This is a genomic window from Streptomyces aurantiacus (genome assembly GCF_001418335.1).
GTDB classification, from domain to species: domain Bacteria; phylum Actinomycetota; class Actinomycetes; order Streptomycetales; family Streptomycetaceae; genus Streptomyces; species Streptomyces aurantiacus.
The window spans coordinates 21,894-46,557 of sequence record NZ_LIPP01000096.1 but is presented as its reverse complement, the minus strand read 5'-3'; the positions used below and the strand labels follow the sequence as shown (position 1 = coordinate 46,557).

Annotated in this window: 30 protein-coding genes and 4 pseudogenes; 14 read left to right on the top strand and 20 right to left on the bottom strand. The window is 68.7% G+C overall.

What is annotated here, in order from left to right; genetic code table 11:
- Positions 1 to 15: 15 nt before the first annotated feature.
- Both AOK01_RS14150 and AOK01_RS14145 read left to right on the top strand, forming a co-directional pair.
- A complete protein-coding gene (locus AOK01_RS14150) occupies positions 16 to 1,350 on the top strand; it encodes a DUF1996 domain-containing protein (RefSeq protein ID WP_245702245.1) in 1,335 nt (444 codons plus the stop codon).
- 11 nt (positions 1,351 to 1,361) lie between these two features.
- Positions 1,362 to 1,937 carry a DUF305 domain-containing protein gene (locus tag AOK01_RS14145; RefSeq protein ID WP_169800136.1) on the top strand — a complete coding sequence of 192 codons (576 nt, stop codon included), beginning with the start codon at positions 1,362 to 1,364 and terminating at the stop codon, positions 1,935 to 1,937.
- Positions 1,938 to 2,139: 202 nt separating this feature from the next.
- Here AOK01_RS14145 and AOK01_RS45000 read toward each other — a convergent pair whose 3' ends face one another.
- From AOK01_RS45000 to AOK01_RS14105, 8 genes and pseudogenes are all read right to left on the bottom strand, one after another.
- The gene (locus AOK01_RS45000) at positions 2,140 to 2,715 is read right to left on the bottom strand and encodes an FAD-dependent monooxygenase (protein WP_055511408.1); all 576 of its coding nucleotides are present in this window, start codon (positions 2,713 to 2,715) and stop codon (positions 2,140 to 2,142) included.
- A complete protein-coding gene (locus tag AOK01_RS44995; protein WP_169800135.1) occupies positions 2,667 to 3,557 on the bottom strand; it encodes an FAD-dependent monooxygenase in 891 nt (296 codons plus the stop codon). The genes AOK01_RS45000 and AOK01_RS44995 overlap by 49 nt, the downstream gene beginning before the upstream one ends.
- Positions 3,558 to 3,614: 57 nt before the next feature.
- Complete coding sequence (locus AOK01_RS14130) at positions 3,615 to 4,532, bottom strand: RNA polymerase sigma-70 factor (protein WP_055511404.1); 918 nt, start codon at positions 4,530 to 4,532, stop codon at positions 3,615 to 3,617.
- Positions 4,529 to 5,722 (bottom strand): NAD(P)/FAD-dependent oxidoreductase, encoded by a 1,194-nt coding sequence (locus AOK01_RS14125; RefSeq protein ID WP_055511402.1) that lies wholly within the window; start codon positions 5,720 to 5,722, stop codon positions 4,529 to 4,531. The genes AOK01_RS14130 and AOK01_RS14125 overlap by 4 nt, the downstream gene beginning before the upstream one ends.
- 244 nt (positions 5,723 to 5,966) lie before the next feature.
- Complete coding sequence (locus tag AOK01_RS14120; RefSeq protein WP_055511400.1) at positions 5,967 to 6,731, bottom strand: alpha/beta hydrolase family protein; 765 nt, start codon at positions 6,729 to 6,731, stop codon at positions 5,967 to 5,969.
- Between the two features lie 377 nt (positions 6,732 to 7,108).
- Positions 7,109 to 7,704: pseudogene (locus tag AOK01_RS14115) on the bottom strand (TetR/AcrR family transcriptional regulator).
- Positions 7,705 to 7,880: 176 nt separating this feature from the next.
- Positions 7,881 to 8,258 carry a hypothetical protein gene (locus tag AOK01_RS14110; protein WP_055511398.1) on the bottom strand — a complete coding sequence of 126 codons (378 nt, stop codon included), beginning with the start codon at positions 8,256 to 8,258 and terminating at the stop codon, positions 7,881 to 7,883.
- Entirely contained in the window at positions 8,258 to 8,497 is a 240-nt protein-coding gene (locus AOK01_RS14105) for a hypothetical protein (protein ID WP_055511396.1), read from the bottom strand. The genes AOK01_RS14110 and AOK01_RS14105 overlap by 1 nt, the downstream gene beginning before the upstream one ends.
- A gap of 137 nt (positions 8,498 to 8,634) precedes the next feature.
- Between AOK01_RS14105 and AOK01_RS14100 the strand changes: the two genes are divergently transcribed.
- Positions 8,635 to 9,192 (top strand): TetR/AcrR family transcriptional regulator, encoded by a 558-nt coding sequence (locus AOK01_RS14100; protein ID WP_055511394.1) that lies wholly within the window; start codon positions 8,635 to 8,637, stop codon positions 9,190 to 9,192.
- 15 nt (positions 9,193 to 9,207) lie between these two features.
- Complete coding sequence (locus AOK01_RS14095) at positions 9,208 to 10,113, top strand: PNPOx family protein (protein ID WP_055511392.1); 906 nt, start codon at positions 9,208 to 9,210, stop codon at positions 10,111 to 10,113.
- 455 nt (positions 10,114 to 10,568) lie between these two features.
- On the opposite strand, the gene AOK01_RS14090 is transcribed toward AOK01_RS14095, so the two are convergent.
- Positions 10,569 to 11,453 (bottom strand): LysR family transcriptional regulator, encoded by an 885-nt coding sequence (locus AOK01_RS14090; RefSeq protein WP_055511390.1) that lies wholly within the window; start codon positions 11,451 to 11,453, stop codon positions 10,569 to 10,571.
- A 233-nt stretch (positions 11,454 to 11,686) separates the two neighbouring features.
- Between AOK01_RS14090 and AOK01_RS14085 the strand changes: the two genes are divergently transcribed.
- The gene (locus AOK01_RS14085; protein WP_245702244.1) at positions 11,687 to 12,823 is read left to right on the top strand and encodes a M20 family metallopeptidase; all 1,137 of its coding nucleotides are present in this window, start codon (positions 11,687 to 11,689) and stop codon (positions 12,821 to 12,823) included.
- Between the two features lie 46 nt (positions 12,824 to 12,869).
- Positions 12,870 to 13,670, top strand: coding sequence for a DUF6585 family protein (locus tag AOK01_RS14080; RefSeq protein ID WP_055511388.1), 801 nt, complete (start codon positions 12,870 to 12,872; stop codon positions 13,668 to 13,670).
- On the opposite strand, the gene AOK01_RS46135 is transcribed toward AOK01_RS14080, so the two are convergent.
- The 6 genes from AOK01_RS46135 to AOK01_RS46315 all read right to left on the bottom strand — a co-directional run bounded on the left by AOK01_RS46135 (position 13,661) and on the right by AOK01_RS46315 (position 15,733).
- Complete coding sequence (locus AOK01_RS46135; RefSeq protein ID WP_281181351.1) at positions 13,661 to 13,786, bottom strand: hypothetical protein; 126 nt, start codon at positions 13,784 to 13,786, stop codon at positions 13,661 to 13,663. The two genes, AOK01_RS14080 and AOK01_RS46135, sit on opposite strands and share 10 nt — an antisense overlap.
- Before the next feature lie 379 nt (positions 13,787 to 14,165).
- Complete coding sequence (locus AOK01_RS14075) at positions 14,166 to 14,477, bottom strand: hypothetical protein (protein WP_157871301.1); 312 nt, start codon at positions 14,475 to 14,477, stop codon at positions 14,166 to 14,168.
- Between the two features lie 10 nt (positions 14,478 to 14,487).
- Positions 14,488 to 14,820, bottom strand: coding sequence for a hypothetical protein (locus AOK01_RS43525; RefSeq protein WP_055511384.1), 333 nt, complete (start codon positions 14,818 to 14,820; stop codon positions 14,488 to 14,490).
- 38 nt (positions 14,821 to 14,858) lie between these two features.
- Positions 14,859 to 15,227: a hypothetical protein gene (locus tag AOK01_RS46325; RefSeq protein WP_342671042.1), complete on the bottom strand. Its 369-nt coding sequence runs from the start codon at positions 15,225 to 15,227 to the stop codon at positions 14,859 to 14,861.
- Positions 15,228 to 15,308: 81 nt separating this feature from the next.
- Positions 15,309 to 15,512, bottom strand: coding sequence for a hypothetical protein (locus tag AOK01_RS46320; RefSeq protein WP_342671041.1), 204 nt, complete (start codon positions 15,510 to 15,512; stop codon positions 15,309 to 15,311).
- Positions 15,509 to 15,733, bottom strand: a complete 225-nt coding sequence (locus AOK01_RS46315; protein ID WP_342671040.1) for a hypothetical protein — start codon at positions 15,731 to 15,733, stop codon at positions 15,509 to 15,511. Before AOK01_RS46315 ends, AOK01_RS46320 begins: the two co-directional genes overlap by 4 nt.
- Positions 15,734 to 15,986: 253 nt before the next feature.
- Between AOK01_RS46315 and AOK01_RS46545 the strand changes: the two are divergent.
- Positions 15,987 to 16,229: pseudogene (locus AOK01_RS46545) on the top strand (ISKra4 family transposase); the annotation flags it as partial.
- A 1,138-nt stretch (positions 16,230 to 17,367) separates the two neighbouring features.
- Here the strand turns inward: AOK01_RS46545 and AOK01_RS14055 are convergent.
- Positions 17,368 to 17,547 carry a hypothetical protein gene (locus tag AOK01_RS14055; protein ID WP_055511380.1) on the bottom strand — a complete coding sequence of 60 codons (180 nt, stop codon included), beginning with the start codon at positions 17,545 to 17,547 and terminating at the stop codon, positions 17,368 to 17,370.
- 170 nt (positions 17,548 to 17,717) lie between these two features.
- On the opposite strand from AOK01_RS14055, the gene AOK01_RS14050 reads away from it, so the two are divergent.
- The 6 genes and pseudogenes from AOK01_RS14050 to AOK01_RS14025 all read left to right on the top strand — a co-directional run bounded on the left by AOK01_RS14050 (position 17,718) and on the right by AOK01_RS14025 (position 21,617).
- On the top strand, positions 17,718 to 18,401 hold the full coding sequence (locus tag AOK01_RS14050) for a S1 family peptidase (RefSeq protein ID WP_055511461.1): 684 nt from the start codon (positions 17,718 to 17,720) through the stop codon (positions 18,399 to 18,401).
- 230 nt (positions 18,402 to 18,631) lie between these two features.
- Complete coding sequence (locus tag AOK01_RS14045; protein ID WP_245702243.1) at positions 18,632 to 18,958, top strand: glycine-rich domain-containing protein; 327 nt, start codon at positions 18,632 to 18,634, stop codon at positions 18,956 to 18,958.
- 173 nt (positions 18,959 to 19,131) lie between these two features.
- A pseudogene (locus AOK01_RS14040) lies at positions 19,132 to 19,845 on the top strand (class I SAM-dependent methyltransferase).
- Between the two features lie 87 nt (positions 19,846 to 19,932).
- Positions 19,933 to 20,067, top strand: coding sequence for a hypothetical protein (locus AOK01_RS46130; RefSeq protein WP_281181353.1), 135 nt, complete (start codon positions 19,933 to 19,935; stop codon positions 20,065 to 20,067).
- A 76-nt stretch (positions 20,068 to 20,143) separates the two neighbouring features.
- Positions 20,144 to 21,076: pseudogene (locus AOK01_RS42675) on the top strand (IS5 family transposase).
- Positions 21,077 to 21,185: 109 nt separating this feature from the next.
- The gene (locus AOK01_RS14025; protein ID WP_055511374.1) at positions 21,186 to 21,617 is read left to right on the top strand and encodes a hypothetical protein; all 432 of its coding nucleotides are present in this window, start codon (positions 21,186 to 21,188) and stop codon (positions 21,615 to 21,617) included.
- 359 nt (positions 21,618 to 21,976) lie between these two features.
- Here AOK01_RS14025 and AOK01_RS14020 read toward each other — a convergent pair whose 3' ends face one another.
- Positions 21,977 to 22,813, bottom strand: coding sequence for a helix-turn-helix transcriptional regulator (locus AOK01_RS14020; RefSeq protein ID WP_063792788.1), 837 nt, complete (start codon positions 22,811 to 22,813; stop codon positions 21,977 to 21,979).
- Between the two features lie 191 nt (positions 22,814 to 23,004).
- Here AOK01_RS14020 and AOK01_RS14015 point away from each other — a divergent pair, with 191 nt between their 5' ends.
- Positions 23,005 to 23,190, top strand: a complete 186-nt coding sequence (locus tag AOK01_RS14015; protein ID WP_055511370.1) for a hypothetical protein — start codon at positions 23,005 to 23,007, stop codon at positions 23,188 to 23,190.
- Between the two features lie 169 nt (positions 23,191 to 23,359).
- Here AOK01_RS14015 and AOK01_RS14010 read toward each other — a convergent pair whose 3' ends face one another.
- From AOK01_RS14010 to AOK01_RS43520, 3 genes are all read right to left on the bottom strand, one after another.
- The gene (locus AOK01_RS14010; protein WP_245702242.1) at positions 23,360 to 23,611 is read right to left on the bottom strand and encodes a hypothetical protein; all 252 of its coding nucleotides are present in this window, start codon (positions 23,609 to 23,611) and stop codon (positions 23,360 to 23,362) included.
- Positions 23,612 to 23,616: 5 nt separating this feature from the next.
- Complete coding sequence (locus AOK01_RS44990; protein WP_245702252.1) at positions 23,617 to 23,664, bottom strand: hypothetical protein; 48 nt, start codon at positions 23,662 to 23,664, stop codon at positions 23,617 to 23,619.
- A 262-nt stretch (positions 23,665 to 23,926) separates the two neighbouring features.
- Positions 23,927 to 24,427 (bottom strand): hypothetical protein, encoded by a 501-nt coding sequence (locus tag AOK01_RS43520; protein ID WP_157871299.1) that lies wholly within the window; start codon positions 24,425 to 24,427, stop codon positions 23,927 to 23,929.
- Positions 24,428 to 24,664 lie beyond the last annotated feature (237 nt).

Genomic DNA, 24,664 nt, shown 5'->3' with positions numbered 1-24,664 from the left:
CTGTACACACTCTTGGTGAACGCCCTGGTGGTCGTACTGGCCGCCGCCCTGGGCCTGACCGTCTCGACCCAACGGGCGCAGGCCGCTACGGTCACCGTCCAGGCCGAGTCCTACGCGGCCCAGTCGGGCGTCGCGCTGGAGGCGACCGCGGACCTGGGCGGCGGGCAGAACGCCGCGTTCCTCGCCGACGGCGACTGGATGCGATTCGACAACGTCGACCTCGGTACGGCCGGCTGGCTGACGGTGTCGGCGCGGATCGCCTCCGCCGTCGGCTCGGGCACGGTCGAGCTGCGTACCGGCAGCCTCACCGGACCGCTGCTCGCGGTCGTCTCGGTCTCCCCGACCGGCGGTTGGCAGAACTGGGCGACCCGGGAGACCGAGACCTCCAGCCACCCCACCGGTGCCCAGACGGTGTTCGCCGTGGTGCGCGGCACGGGGTCCGGTGACTTCGTGAACATCAACTGGTTCTCCTTCGTCACAGAGGGCGGCGGCGCGGCGCCCGGCTGGGTTCCCGTCGACCAGGCCAAGTGGGACGCCCAGCTGAGCCAGTTCCGTGCGATGACACCGGCCGCGGTGCCCGGCGGAGTGGTCCGGGTTCCGGAGTTCAACGCCACCTGCACCTACAGTCACTCCAAGCAGGACGACCCCATCGTCCTGCCGGGCCTTCCCGGCGCGTCCCACATGCACAGCTTCTTCGGCAACAAGAGCACGGACGCCTTCTCCACGGCCCAGTCGCTGCTGGCCAACAGGCCGACCAGTTGCACCCCGGCCGACGATTTCTCGGCGTACTGGATCCCCAGCCTCTACGAGGGCGACCGGGCCATCGAGGCCGAGGGCATGATCGTCTACTACGGTTCCCGGCTCCCCGACCCCTCGGCGACCGTGCCCTTCCCGGAGGGCTTCCGCATGATCGCGGGTGACGCGAAGGTGCAGACGCCCACCCCGGCGGGATCGACCGGTCAGTACTGGTGCTCCGGCGAGGGCGGTGAGACCGGCCGCAGCGCTGACGGCAACTGGCCGGTCTGTGCCCCCAAAGCCCACCTCACCCACCAGCTCGTCTTCCCCGACTGCTGGGACGGCAAGAACATCGACAGTCCCGACCACAAGTCGCACGTGGCGTTCACCTACGACGGCAGGTGCAGCGGCGCCTACCCCGTCGCCATCCCCAACCTCTCCTTCGTCGTCAGCTACCCGACCAGCGGCAGCAGCGCGGGCTTCCGGCTGGCCTCGGGCATGGCGTCGTCCATCCACGGCGACTTCTTCAACGCCTGGGACAACGCCGCTCTCGGACACCGTGTGAAGGACTGCATCACCCAGAAGGCCAAGTGCAACTCCGCCGGCACGTTCTGACCCTGTGGTCGGTGTGCGCCGCGGCTCTGGCGCTGCTGGTTGTCGGCTGCACCGCGCAGCCGACAACCGGCGGTACGCCGCCGGGAGCCGCCGCGCCGCGGACATCGGCCTTCAACGCGACCGACACCGCCTGGATCCTGCTGATGATTCCCATGGCCGAGCGTGCCCGGCAGCTGACCGACCTGGCTCCGTCCCGCTCGGCGGACCCGGCCGTGGCCATGCTGGCGGCGAAGACCGGCTCGACACTGCGCGAGGACCTGCGCCGTCTGCGCGCCGCACTGGAGCTGTCCGGTGTACCGGACACGCGCCCCCACGAGGGGCACGACATGCCGGGCATGGTCAGCCTCGACACCCTCGACGAAGCGGCCGCCACGAAGGGCCCGCCGTTCGACCGGATCCTCACCGACGCGCTGCGCGCCCATGTCACCCAGTCCCGGACGCTCTGTGCCGGAGAGCAGAACCAAGGCCGGGCCGACGAGGCGACGGGACTCGCCGCGGCCATCGCGAAGAGTACGTCCCAACAGATTGCCGGGCTGGATCGACTGCGAGCAGCGCATCCTGCGACGCCGTTGGCAAGACCACGGTGAAGCCGCCCCGCCAGTGTCCGGTCCCGCGTGGCCGGAACGGCCTGAGCACGGTGGAGTGCGCGGCGGTGATGAGCCCGGTGGCATCAGTGAGATCGGCCGGCAGCCGTGCCGTGCGCGGCGGAGCGGCCGTAGGGTGCTGGACCCCGCTGTCGGCGCGAGTCGTCGGTGGTGTGCGACGGCGTCGTAGACCGGGGTAGTGGTGTTATGCCTGCAGCAGCGCTTGGTACCTGTGCAGGGGCTCGTCCTCGTCCAGCGGGGCGATCGCGGCGACGTAGCCGTCCGGACGGACCATGATCCGACCGCCGTTCGGCAGGCCGTAGCGGGCGGCCGTCACGCCGTCTGGGTCCTGGAACACGGCGTCGTAACCGGACGGGGCCGCTGCGGTCGCGCCGACCAGTAGCTGACGTGCCGTCACGATGCCCACCGGTGCCGGTGCGGGGCCGTTGACGATCACGGTGAGCAGCACGTGCTCGTGTGCTTCGGCGAGCGCCGCGCGCAGCTCCGGGCCGGCTGCGGGGAGGTGGTCGCCGGCGTGCAGGTCGCCGCGGCCCCGGTCGTGGACCACGATCGGGCTCTTCCGGTACGAGACGGCGGTCTCCTCCGTGCGGTCGGCCATCGCCTGGCGGACCGGGGCGAGGCCGGTGAGCAGGTGCATCCCTTTGTTGCGGAGTTTCTGCGCGACCGGCTCGGCGAGGGTGCCGACCCGGGTCAGTGTGCTGGCGAACCGGATCACCTGGGCGCCGACCGGGTGGCGCTCCGCGTGGTGGCTGTCCAGCATGGCCGGGCGGGCCTGGCCGGTACTGACCAGGGTGAGCTTCCAGGCGAGGTTGTGTGGGCGTCCTTGATGCCGGTGTTCATGCCCTGGCCGCCGGCGGGGCTGTGCACGTGCGCCGCGTCGCCGGCCAGCACGACCCGGCCGGCCCGGTACTCGGGCACCTGGGCGTGGTGCACCTCGCAGACGGTGAGCCAGCGCGCGTCGCGGATCCGGATCGGGTGCTCGGCGCGCTCGTCCACCACCTGCTGCAGCCACTCTTGGGTGGCGGTGCGTTGCTCGTCGGTGGATGTGTTCGCGATCAGCCGCAGCCGGTCACCTTGCATGGGGGAGACCAGCAGCGGTCCGTCGTGCGGCGAGAAGAAGGTGTACATGGTGTGCGGGTCGAGGTGGTGGGCGGCGTTCACGTCGCCCATCAGGAACTTCTCGCCCTTGAACTTCCCGGCCAGTGCGCTGCCCACCATCTGACGTGTCCGGCTGTGCCCGCCGTCGGCGCCCACCAACCAGCCGGTTCGGGCGGACTCGTGGGTCTCGTCGGCGTGCTTTAGCACCACCCGGACACCGTACTCGTGCTGCGTCAGGCCGGCGAGGGTCACCCCGCGCTCGACGGTGACGCTGTATTCGGCGAGCGCCTTGGTGAGAATGCGCTCGGTCTCGGTCTGCGCGATGGTCCATCCCAGCCGCTCGAACATCTCCAGGCTGCGAGCGTGCACGATGATGGCGCGCGACTCGGTGGTCGGCTCGGGCGACCGGTCCACGATCCGCACCGGCACCCCATGCCTGGCCGGCTCCAACGCGGCCGTCAGCCCCACGGGGCCCGCACCTACGACAATGATCGGCTCGCTCACAGCAGTCCTCACGGTCGTGCCAAGGATTTCGGAAGGGGTCCACAACGACGGTGTGGTTCAGGTGAGTTCGTGCCGAGTGCCGTCGGCGACGGCGTGCAGCTTGTCGGGGTTGGCCACGTTGTGGATGGCCGAGATGCGTCCTTCCGGGTCGAAGTCGAAGGTCATCGTGGCGACCACGTGGTCCGGGCCGCGGAAGACCAGGCCCGGGCCGCCGTTGATAGAGGTCAGTTCGGCCCGCATCTGCCCGGGCTCGACGCCCTGGTAGGTCGCGGTGCCGAGCGCGGCGAACCATCCGGCCACGGTCTCCAGGCCCACGACCGGCTTGAGGGCCTGGCGGACCTTGCCGCCGCCGTCGGTCCACAGCGTCACGTCCGGGGAGAGCAGTTCCATCAGGGTGTTGATGTCGCCGCCCTTCGCCGCCGCGAAGAACCGCTCGGTGACGTCGCGTTGCCGGCCGCGGTCCGCGCTGAAGCGGGGCCGGCGGGCCTGGACGTGTTCGCGGGCACGGTGCGCGGCCTGCCGCACCGCCGGCTCCGAGCGTTCCACCGCCTGGGCGATCTCCGCGTAGCTGAAGGCGAAGACCTCCTTCAGGACGAAGACCGCCCGCTCCAAGGGGCTCAGTGTCTCCAGGACGACCAGCAGGGCCATGGAGACCGAGTCCGCCGCGGCGACGTCGTCGGCGGTGTCCGGGCCGGTGAGGATCGGCTCGGGCAGCCACGGCCCGACGTATGTCTCGCGCTGGTGGCGAGTCGAACGCAGCCGCTCCATTGCCAGGTTGGAGATGATCCGGGTCAGATAGGCCTTGGGGTCGGCGACCTGGGAACGGTCGGCCGCCGACCACTTGAGCCAGGCGTCTTGGACCGCGTCCTCGGCGTCGGCGGCCGAGCCGAGGATGCGGTAGCCGACGGAGAAGAGCAGGGTGCGGTACTGCTGGAAGGCGAGCTGGTCGGGGCCGGCCGGTTGCGGCTGGGTCACTTGGCGCTCCTGATCCGGGTGTAGCGGCCGCCGTGCGGCCAGAGGGCGCCCGAGGCGGGCATCTTCTTCATGCGGGCGAAGGTCGCCCACGGCGCGGCGGAGACCGTCTCCTTGTACCTGGCGGCCCGCTTGCCGGTCAGCACGATCCGGCGCGGGCTGTCGTCGGGACGGGTGAACTGCACGACGGCGTCGCCGCGTCCCAGGCTGACGGGCGTGTGGTAGTAGCCGAAGCGGAAGGGCTTGGGCTCCTTGCCGGCCAGTACCCGCAGGATCGCCAGGGCCGCGTGCACGCCGGTGGGCATGCCGCCCTGGCAGGTCCCGTGCATCACGCCGTAGCCTTGGGGGATCGCCGCCGCGTCCCCCACCGCGTAGACGTCCGGGTGGGAGACCGAGCGCAGCGCGCTGTCGGTGACCACCCGGCCGCGCTCGTCGACGGTGAGGCCCGCGGCGCGGGCCAGCGGCGAGACACGGGTGCCGCTGGTCCACAGCACCGCGGCCGCGGGGATGCTGGAGCCGTCCGTGAGCTCGACGCTGTCCGGCAGCACCTTGACCACCTCGACGCCTCCGCGCACCTGCACGCCGAGCCGGGCGAGCGCCGCGTCCAGGTGGGTCTTGGCCTTCGGGTGCAGGCTCGCGCCCGGCTCCTGCCGGCCCAGCAGCACCACCTGGAGCTTCGGGTGCCGCTCGGCGATCTCCGCGGCGGCCTCGATGCCGGTGAGGCCGGCGCCGCCGACCACGACGGTCCCGCCGCCCGGCCGGGCCAGCCGGTCGGCGAGGAGGGTGGCGTCCTCCGGGCTGTTGAGGGTGTAGGCGTGGTCGTCCGCGCCGGGGACTGCGGCGGTGTCCGCGACGCTGCCCAGGCCATAGACCAGGGTGTCGTAGCGCAGGATGCGGTCGTCGTCGATCCGGACGGTCTTGGCCTCGGTGTCGACGGCGGTGACCCAGCCGCGGACGAATGCGGCGCCGGTGCCGTCGAGCAGCTCCGGGACGTTCATCTCGGTCGTTTCCTGGCCGGTGGCGGTCATGTGCAGTCGGAGCCGCTCGGTGAAGGTGTCGTACGGGCTGACCAGCGTCACTCGCAGGTTCCCGCGCTTCCTGGTGCGGGCCGCGAGCTGGATCGCGGCGGAGAGCCCGGCGTAGCCGGCGCCCAGGACCAGGACTTCGTGCTGCTGCACTGCTGTCGCGTTCATCGTCCATCTCTTTCGTGTCGGTCGTTCCCGCCGTGCGGACGACCACCAGACGCAAGCTGCCCTTCCGTTCGTGACATGGGGTTGATGTGACCCACGTCATGCCGGGAAGAGGGATGGGCGCGCGCGGCGACAGCCCTCCGAGAGCCGCGACGCAGTATGGGCGGAGTCATGATCGGCGCGGTCAGCTTCAACCTGAGCCGGTCGCGGTGTCCGGCTGGCCGGCCAGACACCGCAGCCATTCGCGTCAGGCCGGCGAGGTGACCGCGCTGCCGAGGTGCCGGGCGAAGAACCGGATCGCGCTGTCGGCCTCGAACCGGGGCAGTTCCCTGTGCTTGCCCGAGTTCACATGCAGGGGCTTCTCCTTGGAGGCGAAGGCATCGAACAGCGCGAGACCTTCCTCACGAGAGATGTGCTCGTCGTCCCACTGCAGGTCGAACTCGATCGGGACGGTGATCTGCTTCGCCTTCTCGGCCAGGAGATCGGGCCAGTGCTGGCCGAAGACCGCAGCCGTGATCCTGGGTTCCGCCGCCACGAACGGCACGCCGATCGCGGTACCCATGTTGATGCCCCAGAATCCGACCGGGTCGTCGATGCCGACCGCCGGGCGCTCCTGGAGGGTGTCCAGGAGCGCCCGGTACTCGGGCACGGCGAGCTTCGCCAGGTGGTCGTTGTAGCGGACGGCGATCGGGCCTTCCGGTTCGTCGGCCGCCCGCGCCGCGAACAGCGCGGCGATCTCCGCCTCGTCATGCTCCGTGCGCGGCCGGTCACCGTGACCGGGCGCGTCGATGACCGCGACGTGGAAGCCGCAACCGTTCACGAGCAAGCGAGCGCGGCCTGCCATCGCAGGGTGCTTCTTGTGGTTGCCGCCGCCGTGGCCCATCAGGACCAAAGGCGCACGTTCCACACCAGGTTCGGGGGACCGGAGGACACCGGGGACGCCGTTTACGGTGAAGTCCCGCTCGACGATGCCGTTGGAGGTCGCTTCGGCGGTGAAGTGCAGAGTGTTCACGGCATGTTGCCTTTCGGGAGTGTCTGAGTTTCGAGGCGCTCCCGGCAACGCTTACGCAGATCGCCCGACCGTGGCGGCAGGAGGGAGGACCCATACGAGTACTGCGGCCATGGGTCTCACCTCCTTGGACTGGATCACGGCCGACCGAAGGCCATCAGAACGATCATCATTCCGACCAGCCCTTTCCCCTGGCACATGATCACAGAGCCGCCAGACGGGAGGGCCTGTTTGTCTGCTGGGGGACAGCCCGCCCCTACCTCGGTCAACCCCGAAACGCTTCCGGAGCCGACCGCTTAGCCTGCGGACAGAGTTCGCTGCGGAGGCGTACCAGATCTGGGGACAGGGGCGGGCGGCGACGGGTGGCCTGGGTGCTCAGGTCACGATGGGGGTGGTCGCAAGGCGCCGGCGATGACGGTGGTCACCATCTTGCGGACGGCGGCGGTCTGCGGTGGGGCGATTGTCCGGTCGGCGAACAGCAGGTGCCCGGCCCCGACGAGGGTGGGGGCGAGTGTGTCGATGTCGGCGTCACCGGCCAGACGCCCCAACTTCCGCTCGGCGGTGAGGTATGCGGCGATCATGGCGGTGCCCTGCATGGCCAGTGGGATGCCGGTCAGGCCGGCCTCGCGCAGCCGGGCGCGAAGGCCGTCGCGGAAGGTGATGAGCGCGACGATCGCCACCGTGACCGGCCCGAACAAGTCCTGCAGTGCGTCGACGAGGTTGTCCACCACGCTCCCGGTGCCGGCGGCCGCGCGCAGAGTCGTGGTCCGGTCCTCGATGCCGCGGACGCGGTCGAGGATCAGTTCCGCCAGGAAAGCGTCGAAGTCGGTGAAGTGCCGGTGCAGCACTCCCTTGGCGCAGTTCGCCTCCTCGGTGACCGCCGGCTGGTCAACGCGTCGGGTCCGCCCCGAAGCAGGCTACGACCGCGCCCGACCGCCGTATCCCGAGGCCCTGGTGGACGGGATCGTCGCGGCAAGCCTCGGCCGGCACGCCGTGATCGATGCCTTCTGCCGCCGGACGGCCGGCTGTCCAGCGCCTTCAACGCCGCAGGCGAGACGAGGGCATCCGAAACCTGGTGGTAGCGGGCCCGAGGCGGCAGAGACGCGAAAACCCACGCACGGTTCCTCCGGAGGACGCCTCGGCCTGCGGGCGTCAGGTGGCGGTGGGCCAGGTCCGCAGCAGCGCGGCGATCTTCCCAGCTGTGCAGGTGGGGTCGAGGAGCAGGTCCTTGAGGGCGACGGCATCCTCGCGGGCGGGCTTGACGGCAATACCCGCCGCTTCCAGGTACATGACGCCAGAAGCGGCGGCGACGGCGAGGTTGGAGCGCTCCAGCCAACGGCACCGGCCCAGCGTGTGCGCCAGGGCGGCGGCCTTGGCGTAGGGGCCGTCGTAGACGGACTGCTCGAACAGCTCGGCCCGGTGGCGGGCGACTGCCGAGACGGGGACCCCGTAGTCGTCGGGAGCCGGATCGTCCGCTCCGGCGGCCTCCGCGACCTGGAGGATCCAGGGAACGTCGATGTGCAGGTCCATCAGGCCGCGTGTGCTCCCCGGGACGTCTGCTGGGCCTGTTCGGCTTGGTCGAAGACCGCCTGGTGTTCGGCCAGAAAGCGGGTCGCCGCGCCCACGGCTCGGGTGCGCAGGCCGCTGGCATCGTCCTCCACCAGCCTGGCCAAGTAGTCCCCGATGCTCAACCCGAGGTCGGCAGCGCGCTTCTTCGCGAGTTCAGCGACATCCTCATTCACGCGCGCGCCCAGCTGTGTCTTCGCCATGCCAGCATGGTAACAGCTGTTACCGCCATGAGGGAGGGGTCCTGCCGCCGGCGCCCTTACCGCCACAGTGGAGCGGCGGCCCCTCTCCTCACGCTTCGAGATTTCCAATTTTCCCGAACGTTCGGTAAAGTATCGGTATGGGGCGGACTGCGAGTGTCGACGATGAACTGATCCACGCCCGGCTCGCCGCGGTCTTCCGGGCCAGCGGGTACGCAGGAGCCTCGCTCTCCGACCTGTCGCGGGCGGTAGGACTGCAACGCGCGAGCCTCTACCACCGCTTCCCGGACGGCAAGCCCGCCATGGCGGCCGCCGTGCTCACGAGCATGGAGACCCAGTTCGGCGACATCCTCCAGCCGCTCGCCTCGGAACCGGACGTCGCCGAAGGCGTCGCCGAGATGGCGCGGCGGATGGCGCTCGTCTACAAAGACGGCCTCATGGCCTGTGTCCTCGACACGATGACGCTGAGCGGGGCGCCGCAGGGCATCAGAGACCAGGCCACCCGGCTTGCCCGGACATGGCTCCAGGCCATGAGCGATGCCGCCGCCAGGGCCGGCGCGAGCGAACAGGACGCGCAGAGGCGGGCCCGCGCCGCGCTCGTCCGTATCGAGGGTGCCCTGGTGGTGGCCCGAGTCCTGGACGACTCTTCCGTGTTCGAGCAGGTCCTCGGCGAGTTGCCCGACCTGCTCGCAAGCTGATCAAGGAGCTACCTCATGGCGCAGCCCGTAGATCATCCCGGTGAGCACGCGGTTCAACAGAAGGCTCACGAGGGCGGCCCCGGATGGGGATCGCCGATGTTCGGCCCGGAGATCCCGCACGGGTTCTACCCGTTCATCCGCGCCCAGCAGATGCTGATCATCGGAGCCGCCGACGACGCCGGCGCCGTCTGGTCGACGATCGTGGCGGGGCCTCCCGGCTTCGCCCAGCCGGTGGACGACCGGACCCTCGACATCCACGGGCTGCCCGCACCCGGGGATCCGCTCCGCCATGTCTTCGACGTGGAACGCGCCATCGGCGTGCTCGCCCTGCACCCGCAGACCCGGCGCCGTATCCGGGCGAACGGCGTGGCCAGACGCGACGGCGATGGCCTGCGGATGCGCACCGAGCAAGTGCTCGGCAACTGCCCGAAGTATCTACAGCACCGCGTCATCACCGCCCCGACGGATGCCGCGCCGGCCGGGAAGGCGAGCACCGGCAATGAACTCACCGACGACCAGCGGCACTGGATCGAGCAGGCAGACACCTTCTTCATCGCCAGCCGCGCCCCCGAGTACGGCGCTGACTCGTCACACCGCGGCGGTATGCCCGGCTTCGTCACCGTCGTCGGGCCACGCACGCTGCGCTGGCCCGACTACACCGGCAACCAGTTCTACATGACGCTGGGCAATCTGCACCTAGACCCCGCGTGCGGCCTGCTGTTTCTCGACTGGGAGCACGGTCACACCCTGCAACTCACCGGCACGGGCCGGATCGACTGGGACCCCCGCAGCGCCGCGGCGTACCCCGGGGCCCTGCGCGTCGTGGAGTTCGCCGTCGACACCGTGGTGGAGATCGACAACGCCAGCCCGCTGCGATGGGAACTCCAGGAATACTCCCGGTTCAACCCGCCCGTCGCGTGACCGCCCGGACCAGGGAGCCGCCCCGCAAGGAGACGGAAGCGGACGCGACGGACGCACGCTTCTGGTCTCGTCCTGCCTGCAGATCGGCAACTTCCAGGGCGGGCTGCTGAAGCAGGTTGTCTTGTCGGCCGCGATGATGCCGGAACATCGTGGGCAGAGCCGGGATCGTGACCATTGTGAAGCAGGACGGCACGGTGCGCCCGGGCTGAAGGCCGTCGTCCCTGGAACCAGGGGTCTGCGCCGATGCGGGGCTGCCGCGTCCTTCTCCGGCCGCTGCTGCTGAACGCACGTAACTAGCCTTCACGCTGGCGGGACCGCGACCAGCACCGGGGACCGGTCGTGGCCCCGCGCCGCCACCGCAACCTGTTCCGACTGCGTCGAACCGCGCAGGGCCAGGGGCAGCGCACCGGCCACGTCTGCGACCTTGTATACCGGCTGATCGCTCCGAGGACGGTTCAGTCAACGGCGTCGCGCAGCAGATCTCGCAGTTTCAGCGCCGCCGGTAGTGGGGCGGCAGGCAGCGCCACATGTACGGTCCGGCGCAGGGCTGGGTCGGTGAGGCTGCACAGGACGAGTTCGTCGGGGACTGCCCAGGCGGCCAGCGAGGGGACCAGCGCCACCCCCAGCCCGGCGGCCACGTAGCCGAACTTCCCGGACCACTCCGCGATCCGGATGATCTTCCTGGGGGTGAAGGCCGCCCTGGCGAAGGCGTCGGCGAGCATGGTGGGACGGTCGCCGTACGCGTTCTGGAGCCAGGCTTCGTCGCGCAGTTCACGCAGGTCGATCGTCCTGGCTCCGGCCAGGCGGTGCCCCCGCGGGAGAGCGACGAACAGCTCGTCCTCGCACAACACGGTCGTCGTGACGCCGTCGGCAGACGGCAGACCGGACGGGTAGTCGCTGACGACGGCGAGGTCCAGCGCCCCGTCCGCGAGGCGGGCCATCAGCGTGTCGGTCGGGCCCTCGACCGCGACGACCTCGACATCCGGCCTGGCGTCCTGGAGTGCCCGCAGGGCGGTGGGAACCAGCGAGATGTTGGCGGTGGCGAATGCGCCGATGTGCAGCAGCCCGCCGTGGCCCGCGTGCAGCACGGCCAGTTCCCGCTCCGCCCGCGACAGCCGGTCGAGCACCTCCATGGCGTGCCGCTGCAGGGCACGGCCTGCGGGATTCAGCCGTACGCCCCGAGGGAGCCGTTCCAACAGCGGCCCACCCGCCCGCTGTTCCAGCGCAGCGATCCGCCGGGACACCGCGGACTGCGTGTAGTTGAGCCGGGCCGCCGCTTTCGTGAACGATCCGGTCTCGGCCACGGCCACGAGCAGCCGCAGCGCGTCGATCTCGAACACGTTCCTCCCTCGTCCGAGGTCCTCTCCTCCGGCCCTCACCATCTTGCCCCAATGCATTCCTCAGATGCATAGATCCCATGCAATCCAGTCGCTGGTGGAATGCCTTGCCCCGCCCTAACGTCGTTCACGCGGCGGTGCTTTGAGGGGGACAAGCGCCGCCGCTCTCCAATGGCCCACGAGATCCGAGGGGGAAGTGTGTTTCTACGAAAAGGAGTTGAGATGGGTCGGGACCGATGACCCGCGGGGCCGCGCTCGCGTTGCCGGCGATGCTGGCCGATCTGGAGGACCTCGTACTCTGCGAGTCCTTCTCGGCGGACCACGCGGCGGTGGCGCGCAGCGCCGAGGTGGTCGGCGCCCTGGGGGCCAGGCTGTTGGGGGCCGGGCCGGAGGTGTTCGTGATCGACGGTGTGACCCATCTGCGGTGGAGCTTCGGCACTCCGCGGGTCCTGCTGGTGGGACACCACGACACGGTGTGGTCCATGGGCTCGCTCCGGAACCATCCCTGGTCGGTGGTCGACGGGGTCGCCCGTGGACCCGGGGTCCTGGACATGAAGGCGGGCCTGGTGCAGATGTTCCACGCGCTGTCCTCCCTGCCCTCCCTGGACGGGGTGTGTGTACTGGTCAACGGGGACGAGGAGGTCGGCTCACCGACCTCCCGGCAGCTGATCGAGGAATCCGCGCGGGGGTGCGCAGCCGCCTTGGTGATGGAGGCGTCCGCGGACGAGGAAGGCGCGCTCAAGATCGCCCGTAAGGGCACTTCGCGGTATGAGGTCGTAGTGCACGGCCGTGCCGCACACGCGGGCCTGGAACCGCAGAAGGGGGTCAACGCCGTGATCGAGGCCGCTCACCAGGTCCTGGCCGTCGCCGACCTCGCAGGCTCAATGGGCACTACCGGTGCCACCTGCCCCGTCCTGGGAGCGCCGACGATCACGCCCACCCTGCTGGCGGCCGGCACCACCCTCAACACAGTGCCCGCGCTGGCGAAGGTGTCGGTGGATGTGCGCGTGCCGACCCTGGCGGCGCAGGACCGGATAGACAAGTGCATGCGGGGGCTCGTCGCCCGGCTGCCCGGAGCCCGACTGGAGGTACTGGGCGGCAGGAGAAGGCCGCCGATGGAACCGGAGTCCTCCGCCGAACTGTTCGCCCTCGCCTCCCGAATCGCCGCGGAACTGGGCCAGGAACCGCTGCGGGGGCTCGGCGTCGGCGGTGCCTCGGACGGCAACTACACCGCGGGGGCGGGCTGTCCGACGCTGGACGGCCTGGGCGCCGTGGGCGGTGGCGCGCACGCGGACACCGAGTACGTCGAGATCGCCCAGATGGTGCCCCGCACCCGTCTGCTCGCTCGGCTCATTGACCACGCGACCAGCTGAAGCGGCCTTGACGAGTGTCGCTCCGAAACGAGACCGAGGCCCCTGTATGAGCGTGCCGGGTTCCCCGTCCCCTGAAGTCACGCAACTGGCTTCCCGTAGAGGCTTCGGCCGACTCGAACACACCTTCCTGCCGAGTAAGGAGGTCAACGTCCAGGAGAAGTACCGGGGACTGTTCATCGCCGCTTCCCTGACCGGCATCGCCGGCCTGGCGACCGGAGGCATCCTGTTGTGGGTCTTCGTGACCTGGGTGCTCGGGATGTACCCGCTGCTCTGCAGCGCACTGGCCATCGGTGCCCTACTCAACAGCCCCAACTTCCGGAAGAAACTCGGCAGCCAACGCCTGCACCTCTTCGAGCGGGGTCTGCTCGTGGACATGGGCGCCGGGCAGTTGTTCGCGGTCCGCTGGGACCAGGCGGTCCATTACCAGGAAACCGTCCAGGAAGTGATCATCTACAAGGGCACGAAGACCCCTTTCAACACCACGCACACCTCCACCCTGGTAGCGCCCAACGGCACCAGAGCGGTGATTTCGTCCCGCTTCGCCGACTTCGGGAGCTGGCTTCCCCTGATCTCCGAGGCCATCGCCCGCGCCCAGGCCCAGAAGGTGTGGGAGGCGGTCCGGGAGGGGCAGAAGGTGAGCCACGGCCCGTTCAGCGTGGACGCCACCGGTATCTCCACCGGACACGAAGGGGTCCTGCCCTGGTCGGCCGTCGCGACGATCGATGTCGGCGGCGGTTTCGTGGCCGTCCGGCAGCACGGACAGCCCACAGCCTGGGCGCTCGCCAAGGTCGAGACCGTGCCGAACCTCCTCGTCTTCCTGACCGTCGCCTCGAACCTCTACGGCTGACGCGCACGCTCGCGCAGGAACGGCTGGGCGAAGACCGCCGTAACGTCCTGGTCGAAGCCGACGTGGAGCAGGCGCGTCAGCCCAAGCCGTGACTCGTAGACAGCATGTTCGCGCATCGTGGAGGACCAGTGGGTAGATCTTCCCGTCGGGCGAGTAGCCCCAAGGCGGTCGGGACGACGTCGGCTCGCGTCCAGATGAGGTTCCGGGTGCATACGACGACAGAAGAGCCGTGCCCTCGCGGGCATCCCTTACCGCCGTTCAGCCTGCCACCGACTTGTACACCTGCCCCTGCCACCGTCGGTCGAAGCACTTCTCGCCGGCCGGACGGCCTCTGCAACGGTGCTGCCGAACAGGGTTGGTCTCATCCCCTCGACCTGCTGGAATGACACAGTGCGACACGACGGAGCGACGGGCGCCTCGGCCCAGAGGATCGCGGTCCTCGCGCCCGGTGGCCGGGGCGAGGAACAGGAGGCCACTGGGCGACCAGCCTTGGGGCTACGGCGCGATCGGGCGGTCGGACAGGTGGGCGAGCCGGGTGAAGTAGGCGCGATACAGGGGCTCGTCCGTGGCCGGGATCTCGACGTTGGCGAGCACGGGGCCGGACGCCGCCGAGCTCGCGTAGATCGGCTCGTCGAGCTGCTCGACGTAACCGAAGTACAGCCGGGTGACATCACGCCTGCGGGCCTCGGCGCACACCTTGACCCAGCTCAGCGGAGCCCGGTAGGGGCCGATGGTGTGGTTGCGCCGGAACAGTTCGAAGATGCCGTGGTCGACCCGCATGTGCACAATGCCGTGCTCGAAGACCACCGGCTCCACCTCACACCGCCCGTCGGTCGGCGAGCGCGGCCACTTCGGTGAAGTACGCCCGGAACAACGGCTCGTCGCTGCGCGGCACCCGGGCCGCCGTCGTGGAGCTGTACCCGAAGGCCGCCAAGTCGGTACCGTAGAGGGCGGCCTTCGGGTCACCAACGACACCGAAGATCAAATCGCCCGGCTTGTTCGGCTTCTTGTAGTGCACCAGCACCCCGAGCCGGTGCAGCGGAACCCGGAGTGTGTGCGGCATGTCGCTGCCCCTCAGCGGAAACAGCTCGAACACCCCCCGGTCCACGCGCACATGCAGGTCCTCGTAGTCGAACGTGAGTGGTTCCATGCGGTGACGATACCTCCGTACACAGCGCTCGTCGGGCGTCACAGCAGCACCGCTCCGACGACGACCGCCGCCACGCCGAGCAGGAGCGCCACGACGCCGAAGGCGATGTCGAGTGCGCGGGAACGGTGCGCGGGAACGGTGTTGTGCCGCGAGGTTGGGGGTGAACACGGCGGGTCGTTGGGCGTGTAGTGGATCGTGGCGCCCCGGCCGTAGGCGTTCGTCGGGTCGGGCAGCTCGTCGGCGCAGTAGGCGGTGACGCTCGTGCCCTCGTGGGTGCTGAAGGCGATGACCGGTGTGTGGCTGGTGGAGGTGTAGCCGTCCTCGTCGGTGCTGGTGTCCGTGAGCACGGCGATGACACGGTCCTGAACAGGGGGTCGGGAGCTCAGCGCGTCGATACGACGGTTCACCGCGCGTACGCTCGGCGGCAGGTAGCACGTACCGGACATGGTCCAGCGCCCGCCGAAGCCGATCAGTGCCCACGGCCGGCCTCAGTCGATCGTGGCGAAGACCACCAGACCTGCGTAGGTCAGGAAGACCGCGAGGTTCGGCCACCCGAGCCCGCGTCGGCCTGCCCGGAGGACGCCGACGAAGATGTAGGCATGAGGCCTCCCGCGCGGATAGCGGGCGCCGATCTCCCGGCCGCCCGCCCGGACCACCGTGATCCTCTCACCGTGGTCACGGTCGTTCGTCACGGTGAACTCCGCCCGGTGGACACGTCCCGGAAGAAGACGACCACGGGTATCCAGTCCTTCTGGGAGCTTCCGTGCCTGGGTTCGCGGACCTCCTCGATCCGCCCCATGACCCTCACCGCCCGCTGAGCCCGGGGCATTCCGGCCGGCGATCGGGCGTAGCCGACCAAGGCTACGATGCCGAACACCCCGCACCACAGCACCAGATGTCCGTGCAGGTCCATGTGTCTTCCTTGTCTCTTCTTCAGCGAGCCACGGTGCGCCGCATACCTACCGCGACAGGTGCAGTGAGAATGAGGCCAGCAAAGTGAGACCAAATCCCACGTTCGGAGGCAGAACCTCCGCTCCGGCCGCGATGCACTGAGAATCCGACACATCGTCTGAGACTCCGTGAGAAACCGCCAACTCGGATGCGACAGGACCAGAAATTCGTTTCGCTGAGCTGTCCCATGGGCCGTGGGCCGGACAGAGGCCACCTACGACCATGGCCTGTTAGCGGGCTGGCCGATTGCCGGCGGCGCCGTCGAAGGAGCAGCACGCCATCCGGTCGCCGACAGACTCGACATCACCGGCAGCCGGTGGACCGTCCCCGGCGCCGAAGCCGTCCTCACCCTCCGCACCGTCATCAGCAACGGTGACTTCCCCGACTGCTGGATCTTCCACACGCGGAAAGAGCACGAACGACTCCATCCTTCACCCGACCAGCACATATACGCACTTCCAACTGGCCCGGGAACTCACTCAGACAGAGCCGCGCCCGAAGAGGAAGGGGCGGGGCGGGCGTACGGGCGCACCTCAGGGGATCGAGTGCCGGGGGCTCGCGCGTCGGCGGGGCTCCGGGCGTCTCCGTCTACCCACCGCGATCTGACTCCTTTTGTCAACATGGGTGAAATGGCATACCCGTGGAACGGGGTTTTCACTGGAAATGACGAAGACATGAGTATCTGCTGTGAAGGAGGCTCTCCCTAGTAGCCGTCCACCACGGAGACGGCCATCGGGAGGGAGAACAGATGAGGCTACAGATAACCCGGCTGCGCGGGGCCATGGTGGCGGTTGTCGCTCTGGTCTGCGGGCTCGTGCTCCAAGTCTGTATGGCAGGGGTCGCTGGCGCCGCGGGCACCGCCCAGGCACCGACTACGGCGGCTGAAGTGCCGGCTTCGCCTTCGTCGGACGTGTCCGCCGCCTACTTGTCCTGTACGGTTCCGTCCGGCTACACGTACACCTCGGTCACGAACACCACGACCTGCTCCACCAGCGGCTTTGCCCCGCTCTATAACGTAGTGCAGCCCAGGACAGGCCTGTGGGCCTGCACCGTCCCACGGGGCTTCACTTACACCGCGACTTCGAGCACCATCGTCTGCTCCACCAGCGGACTCAGCACCAGTTACCTCCTCCGGGCAATCTGAGACCAACCCACCCTGACCTGCGGTGGTCGGGACCGTGGTCAAGGGACGGAGCGCCGGGCCTTTCACCGGCCGCCCGACCCCAGCCGGGAACATCAACGTTCTTCGGCGGTCGTCCACCAGCGCATGCCGAGCGGGTCGCAGTCTGCGCGGCGTTGGGGTGTGAGCCTGGCCGCCCGGCGGCGGGTGTTGTCGCGGTGGCCGCCGAGTTCGATCTCTGCCCGTCCACGTGCTCGACGTGCTTTCGGGGCATCGTCAGGTGGTCCTCACGGCGCGAAGCCGGCCTCACCTCCGCACCGTCATCAGCAACGGCGACTTCCCCGACTGCTGGATCTTCCACACGCAGCAAGAGCACGAACGACTCCATCCCTCACCCGGCCAGCACATATACGCACTTCAAGCCTGACGCGGGAACTCACTCAGACAGAGCCGCGCCCAAGTAGTTTCTGCCCCGGTCACCCGAGGGCGGCGGGTGGAACGAGCTGGCCAAGGATGTCGTTGCCATGGCCGACACTCGCGGCGGGCTGCTCTTCTTCGGCGTCACGGGTCATGACACCGAGCACGTCGGTATTGATCCGGCCGTGTCTGCCCGGGAGGAGGGCGAAGACGCTGACCGCCGTCTTCGGATTGATCAAGCCGTGGGACTTCCCGGGCGCGCTGGGTGGCACTGCTGGCGAGCAGCGCCACGAGATTCTCAGCCCGGCGGGTTGCGGGACGGCCGGAGTACGTCTGTCGCCGCGCCCGCCGTACCTCCACCATGAAGGAGCTGTCCGGTACCGGACCACCGATGACCCTGGGAGGGGCCGTGAGACGTCTGCGCACTTGCCTGGCGATGCTGACCACAGCCGTGACGGCCGTGGTCAGCCTGCTCTTCGGCACCGTTGCGTCCGCCGCCGCCCTGCAACTGACGACGATCCGGGGCGGCACCATGCTCTACGCGGCCACCGGCGCACAATGCGTCGTCGGCTTCAACGCGACGGGCAACGGCGTCTTCTACGGCGTGATGGTCGGCCACTGCTCGGGCACCCACACCACCACCTGGTACGCCGACGCCGCCCGCACCGTGCAGGTCGGGGTCACCGCCGGCGCATCTTTCCCCATCGACGACTACGGGGTGGTCCGGTACACCTCGAACACGCTGAACCTGCCCGGTGACATCGCGCTGGGCGGGGGCGTCTACCAGGACATCACCGGGATGGCGAGCCCGGCGGTCGGGCAGTCGCTCTGCCACGCCGGTCGCACCAGCGGGGTCCACTGCGGGAGGGTGACCGCGGTCAATGCCACAGTCAACTACTCCGAGGGCGCCGTCCATGGCCTGGTCCGGTCCACCACGTGTTCGGAGGCCGGTGACACGGGGGCCCCGGCGTACTCCGGCACCCTGGCCGTCGGCTTTCTGGTCGGAGCCAGTGGCAACTGCACCTCCGGCGGGGTCTCCTACCACCAGCCCGTCGCGGAGGTCCTGTCGAACTTCGGCCTCACCGTGTACTGAAGATCTGTCGGCACTCGTCAAGGGTCTGCCGCTTCACAGGACAGAAGCCTACCCTCCCGTCATCGGACGACATCGGCCTGGTCATCCTGAAACCGGGACAACCGCCGCATCCCCCTTGGCCGTCGTCCCGACGACCGGCACGGCCCGCCAGGCCCGGGACGGTTGTACCGGCGGCCCTGTGGGACAAGCAGGTCCAACTCCTGATGCGGGACTATCCCTACGACTCGGTCATGGCAACCGTGGTCCTCGACCAGGGCTACGCGTACTTGCTGACTGCGATGCGCCACCGGGGCGAGCGTCTCGGGCTCGCCCCGAGCACGCTGGTCGACATCAGCGTCCACACGGTCATCCTCGACACCGTCACCTACCTGCAGCTGTGCGAGCGCTTCAATGGCGGTCATTTTCTGCACCACGTACCCGAGGTCGACACCAAGGACGACGGCTCGGTGCTGCGCACGGCGGACCTGATCGACGCCGACGGCTGGGAGGCCGACTGGCCGCTGTGGACGGACGCCGCCAAGTGCGCCCCCTGCCACCCGGGCAGCGACTCCCACTGACCAGCACCTCACGAGTGTGGTGCTCCCGGACCTGCTGGATCTCGGAGTCCATCGCACCCCTTGAGGCGGGGTGTTGCGACGGCCACTAGAACTGGGGGATGGCCGGGGTCCGGCGGTCACACATAGGTGAGATCCACCTGAACGTGTCCATCCTGTCGGCGGTTCCCGTCAGGATGGGCCGGGTGACGACTCACACCGCAGACCTCTGGCACCACTACGGCCGCACCCGGCACACCACCGATCCCCCCGTGCCCGACCGCTTCTTCTGGAACTGGGGCCAGGACAGCGGGCCCGGAGCTGAAGCGCTCGGCGACGTCACCGGCCGGTGCGTCGGAGACCTCGGCGCCGGCACTGCCCGGCACGCCGCCCACCTGGCCGTCCACCACCAGCCCGCCCACATCACCGCTGTCGACGCCTCGCCCGCCCAGCACGCCATGGCCAGCGACCTGTACGGCCACCTTGCCCCACGGCTGCGCCTCACTCGGTGCGGCGTGCTGCCGCACCTGCGGACCAGCGCCCACACCTACGACGTGCTCTACAGCGTCTTCGGAGCCATCGACTTCACCGAACCGCACGAACTGCTGCCCGCAGCAGCAACAGCACTGCGACCCGGCGGGCGACTGGTGTTCTCCACCCTCGCCCACCACCTCGGCGGCGCACCCGCACATCCCCGACGTGCAGCACACCGACATGAGTGCGAAGACACCGGACGGCGAGGCAGCACACATGCACCGCTGGGTGCTCCAGGAGCACGTGTGGAGGCAACTCCTCGACGAGACCGGGTTCACGCGGTCAGCACCGAAGTACTGCACGGCCAACCGGGGCCGCGCGCCGTCGACACGCTCCTGGTGACGGCATTCCTCATGGTCGACCAGCGGGTGGTCTGACGCGACGGTCGACCGGCCTGCGGCTACATCGGCCCCAACTGCCACCTCGAACTGCGTCCAGCGGCCCGTTCGCCGAATGTGTGAAGGGTGAGCACCAGATCGCCGTCGGCTGCCCGGCACCGTACCACCCGATACGACAAGTCGCCCGAGTGCTACCTCGCCGGCCTCCATCTCCGCGCCGCAATGATCTGGATCGACGACCTCCTGAAGGTTGCCGACTGATCACAACCTCACACAGGCCCTAGGACTTGTCCGGCCGATCATGCGACTACTTCGTGTCCGGGTCGTTGATGCCGGCATGGGGCGGGGTGATCTGAGTGATGCCGAGTGGGAACGGCTACGGCCGTTCCTGCCGGTCAGCAACGGGCGTTGTGGCAGATGGCGGGACCACCGGCAGGTGATCGACGGAATTTTGCACCGGGTGCGGACCGGCGTTCAGTGGCGTGACCTGCCCGAACGGTTCGGGCCGTGGAAGACCGTCTACGAACGGCACCGACTGTGGTCGGGCGACGGGACTTGGGAGCGTCTGCTCCAGCAGGTCCAGGCCGAGGCCGAGGCGGCGGGTGAGATCGACTGGGACATCTCTGTCGACTCCACCATCGTGCGGGCGCATCAGCACGCGGCCGGCGCCCGCACTGACCCGCCGTCGGCACCCGTCCCAAAGGGGGCGGAGGTCCCAGAACACCAGGACGAAACCGCGTGGCAGAGCCTGCACGCCCGCCTGGTGGAGGTGGTACGGGAGGTGAGGGTTTGGGCCGCTCGCGGGGCGGGTTCACCACCAAGCTTCACCTGAGCGCGGATGGCCGCTGCCGCCCGCTCTCTTTGCTCGTCACCCCAGGTCAGCGGGCGGACTGCACCCAGTTCAAGCCTGTTCTGGAGAAGATCCGCGTCCCGAAGTCCGGCCCGGGCAGGCAACGCAAGACGCCGGACAGCGTCGCGGCCGACAAGGCTTACAGCAACGGCCCCTGCCGCGACTACCTGCGGCGCAGGGGCATCCGGCACACGATCCCGGAAAAGACCGACAGCCAGGCCGCCCGCCTGCGCAAAGGCTCACGCGGTGGACGACCACCCGGCTTCGACGAGGACCGGTACAAGAAACGCAACACCGTCGAACGGGCTATCAACCGGCTCAAGCAGCACCGAGCCGTCGCCACCCGCTACGACAAACGCCGTTATGTCTACCTCGGCACCGCGACCGCTGCAGCCCCTCACCATCTGGCTCCGAACATGACCGATCGGACAAGTCCTAGGCGGCGGACTCCGCATGCGGAAGGAGCCCCGACGGCTCCGGGTCCTTAAAACGATTGCCCTTGGTACCCGGCGCGGTGTGACATGTGAGCATGAGCAGAATGGCGCAGGTCATCGTGTTGGCGCGGTACGAGGACGAGGTGATGGAGCCGCTGACGCGGCCGGACGAGGCCCGCACCTGGCACGGCTGCTTCGTGCAGATTCCCTGGTTCGTAGGGGGCTGGCACATCGAGTTCGAGCGGTGGAACGGGCGCCGCGGCGTGCTCAAGGACCTGGAGTTCCTGCCGTGGAACGATCCCGCCTGCGTGCAGGTCATGCTGCACGACGAGGACGACGACCTGTTCGGTCTGTGGATGTTCCGCGGCGGGGTCCTCGTCGAGGTGGGCATCCCCGGCACCCAGCGGGTGCACACCTCAGCCCGGTCGCGCGACGCGAACCCCGGCTTCCTGGTCCAAACCGGCCTGGGCAGGGGAGAGGACCGGCACTCGCCAGAGCACGTACAAGACCCACGGTCGTGCTGGTGACCCGGTCCAGGCCGGGGCCGGACAAATGCTGAAGTCGCCGTTGCCGGTCCTGCCCGTGGCCGGCCGGTTTCATCTGCTCCGAACATGATCGGCCGGACAAGTCCTAGGTGGGCGTCACCCACCTTCAAGACCTCAAGCGCTACCGGCACGGGCAGCTGGGCGAGGTGGAGCTGTTCTGCCGGCGACTGGTGGACCCGATCAAGCCCAGGAACTGCTGGTCTTCTCCGCCACGTCCGGCTCACCGAGCTACGGAAAACTGCAACTCCTGGCAGCCGGAGACGCTTGGCTTGCCGCTGAGCGGTCTGCGACGCCTGCTGAGGCCTGTGCACCGCGGCAGCAGCCCGGCACCGCCGACAAGGTCACCGACCGCCCTGGCTCGCGCGGGACATCTCCAGCAGGGCCGCGGCGGACGGCGACCCGGGGGTGGTCGTGTACACGAGCACTATCTCGTCCGGGTCGCTGGTCAGTTGGAGCCCTTCCCAGGAGAACTCCAGCAGTTGGTGGGGAGGGCGGCAGCGTAGGACGACGGTCGAGTGCGTGGTCTCCAAGACGTGCTGTTCTGACCAGAGCCGCCGGAAGTCCTCGCTGTGGTACGCGAGTTCATCGATCTCCCGGATAAGCTCCGGGTCCCGGGGCCTTTTGCCGGTCTCGGTCCGTAGGTACGACACCGCCTCGCGGGCCTTCGCCTCCCAGTCGACGTACAGCCACCGGGCGCGCGGATCAGTGAAGACGAGCCGTCCGACGGTGCGCTGTGCGGCGGGGATGCCGCCGAAGTCGGCGAAGACGGCCGCCGCCAGGCGGTTCCACGCGAGTATCGAGCCTCCCCGGCCCACGAGGTAGGCGGGAGTGCCAGCCATCGAGTCGAGGATGTGCTGCACACTGGGCCGTACACCGCGGGAGCCCTCGTGGTCGGAGCCCGTGCTCGGCCTCGCCAGACTGCGCAGGTAGCGACGCTCGCCCGGGCTCAGCCGGAGCGCCTCGGCCACGGCGTCCAGCACGGCGTCCGACACCCGGGACGCCTGTCCGCGTTCGAGCCGTATGTAGTGTTCGACGCTGACGGCCGCGAGCGTGGCGACCTCCTCGCGGCGCAGTCCCCTCACCCGTCTGACTCCGTGGTCGGGTAACCCCACGTCCTGGGGGCGTAGTCGGGCCCGGCGGGAGATGAGGAATTCTCGTAGGGCGTCGAAGGTGTCCATGCCAGGCATCTTTGTCGCCGATCTCGGCGCCTGCCAGTAGGCACGAGCCTCGCCGCGTGATCCCGCCAGGGCATGGTGTGACCTCCCTCGGGCATCACGGTCGTTGCATCCTCGTACCGCGCCCCTGTCACCGGGGCCACAGACCGCGCCGCTGGCCGGCCCGGCGGCGCCCCGTCGAAAGGACGAGCACCATGCCCCACAGTGCACGCACCCGCAAGCAGCGAACGGCTTCCGCGATCGGCGTACTCGTCGCGGTGATCGGGATGACCGTAGGCGGCGGCGTGACGGCGTCCGCGGCCACCGACACCGCCAAGAAGTGCTACATCGAGGTCTTGGTCGACGGGAAGTGGACCAAGTACGAGGTGCAGTGCGACTGAGTTGACGATCCTGCCGGTCGCGACCGAGGGGGCGCGACCGGCAGGGCTCACGGTCGGGCCCTGTGCCGTCCGCCGCGCTGTCCTCGGGCATGACCTCGCCGTGGGTGATCGCGTAGGGGTGCCGGCGCGGGGCCCTCGTGGCTGGCTCCGCGCACCCGACGCGCAGGCACTACCAGGACTGGTCCGGTCGATCTTCGATGGCTCGTGCGATGAAGTCGTGGATCAAGAACTCTGCGGGCTTGCGGTTCTCTTTGAGGCGGGGCGAGTTGTCGGGGCAGAACCAATCGTGGGCGGAGCGCTTGGACCATTCCAATGTGGGGTTGTCCAAGTCGCCGTCGACCTCGACGAGATAGTCGGCCTCGTGACGAAGTCCACCACCGTCATCCTCCGTCCAGGCCGTGGTGCCGAGGAACTGCCGCACGTGGGTCAGGCGCCAACCGTTTCCTCCTCGACCTCGCGTGCGAGAGCTTCCAGGACTGTTTCACCGGCCTCGACGTGGCCGCCGTTAGGAACAGTTCGCTTGTCTCAGGGCTGCTGCTGTCTCAGTGGATCCGTTGCAGAGATGCCCAACGCGCCGCCGAACGGCAACCGGCGGTGTCTCACGCTGATCGACAAATTTTGCCTAGCTGTGACGCTTCGGCCTACCTGATGAAACAGCATGATTTGCTCTCCCACATGGGAAGAACCTCTGCTCCTATAGCTATAGGTGGATTTCCACCTCCCACGCACATCGTACTCACCTCCACGCCAGACGATCCCAATCGTGCGTGCAGCGAGGTACTCGAGCGTCGATCCTAGGAAGAGCCCAGTAATTGCTGAAACCAGTGCGCCGGCCACAACGCTGGAGATCGCTACCGATGTTGAATGCAGCATTCGTGCTATCCCCCATAGAGAGCGTTCCATTGTTGCGAGGACCACTTCCCGGACCGTAGTGATCGTGATTCTTGCTGTCGCGAAACTGCTCGTGCGTAATGTGGCCATCGGCCAAATATGTGTGACCGGCCTTATCGCCCCAGCCGAGGGCAAAAGTGACTGGGTGGCCATCGATGAATCCGTGCTCGGATTCCTCCATGCCCCCGGCGTGCTGACCTTGGCGGCGCTCCCGCTCCTCCCTCTCTGCCTTCGCTGCGAGGATGGCCGCGCGGTTGTGCCTGTACGAGGTCGACGCGCCATATTTCATCGATCCGACTGCTTGATCCCTCAGCGCGTTCTTGAGGTTGTCGAAGAACTTGCCCATGATTTCCGCCCCTCTCGCTTTCGCAAGATCACATAGCTGATTGATCGTCAGCGAGTCCCGCAACGCTACAGGCACGCGAAGTTGGGCACAACGGAGGCGATGTCACTTTCCCATCAAAGTAGATGAGTACGTCGGTCAACTTTGATCCACATTAATGCGCAACGGCCAGAGTGGCCATTGATCGGGTGACGGTGACGAGGGCTGAACGCACGAGGCTCCGGTGCCGTTGAAAGAGGT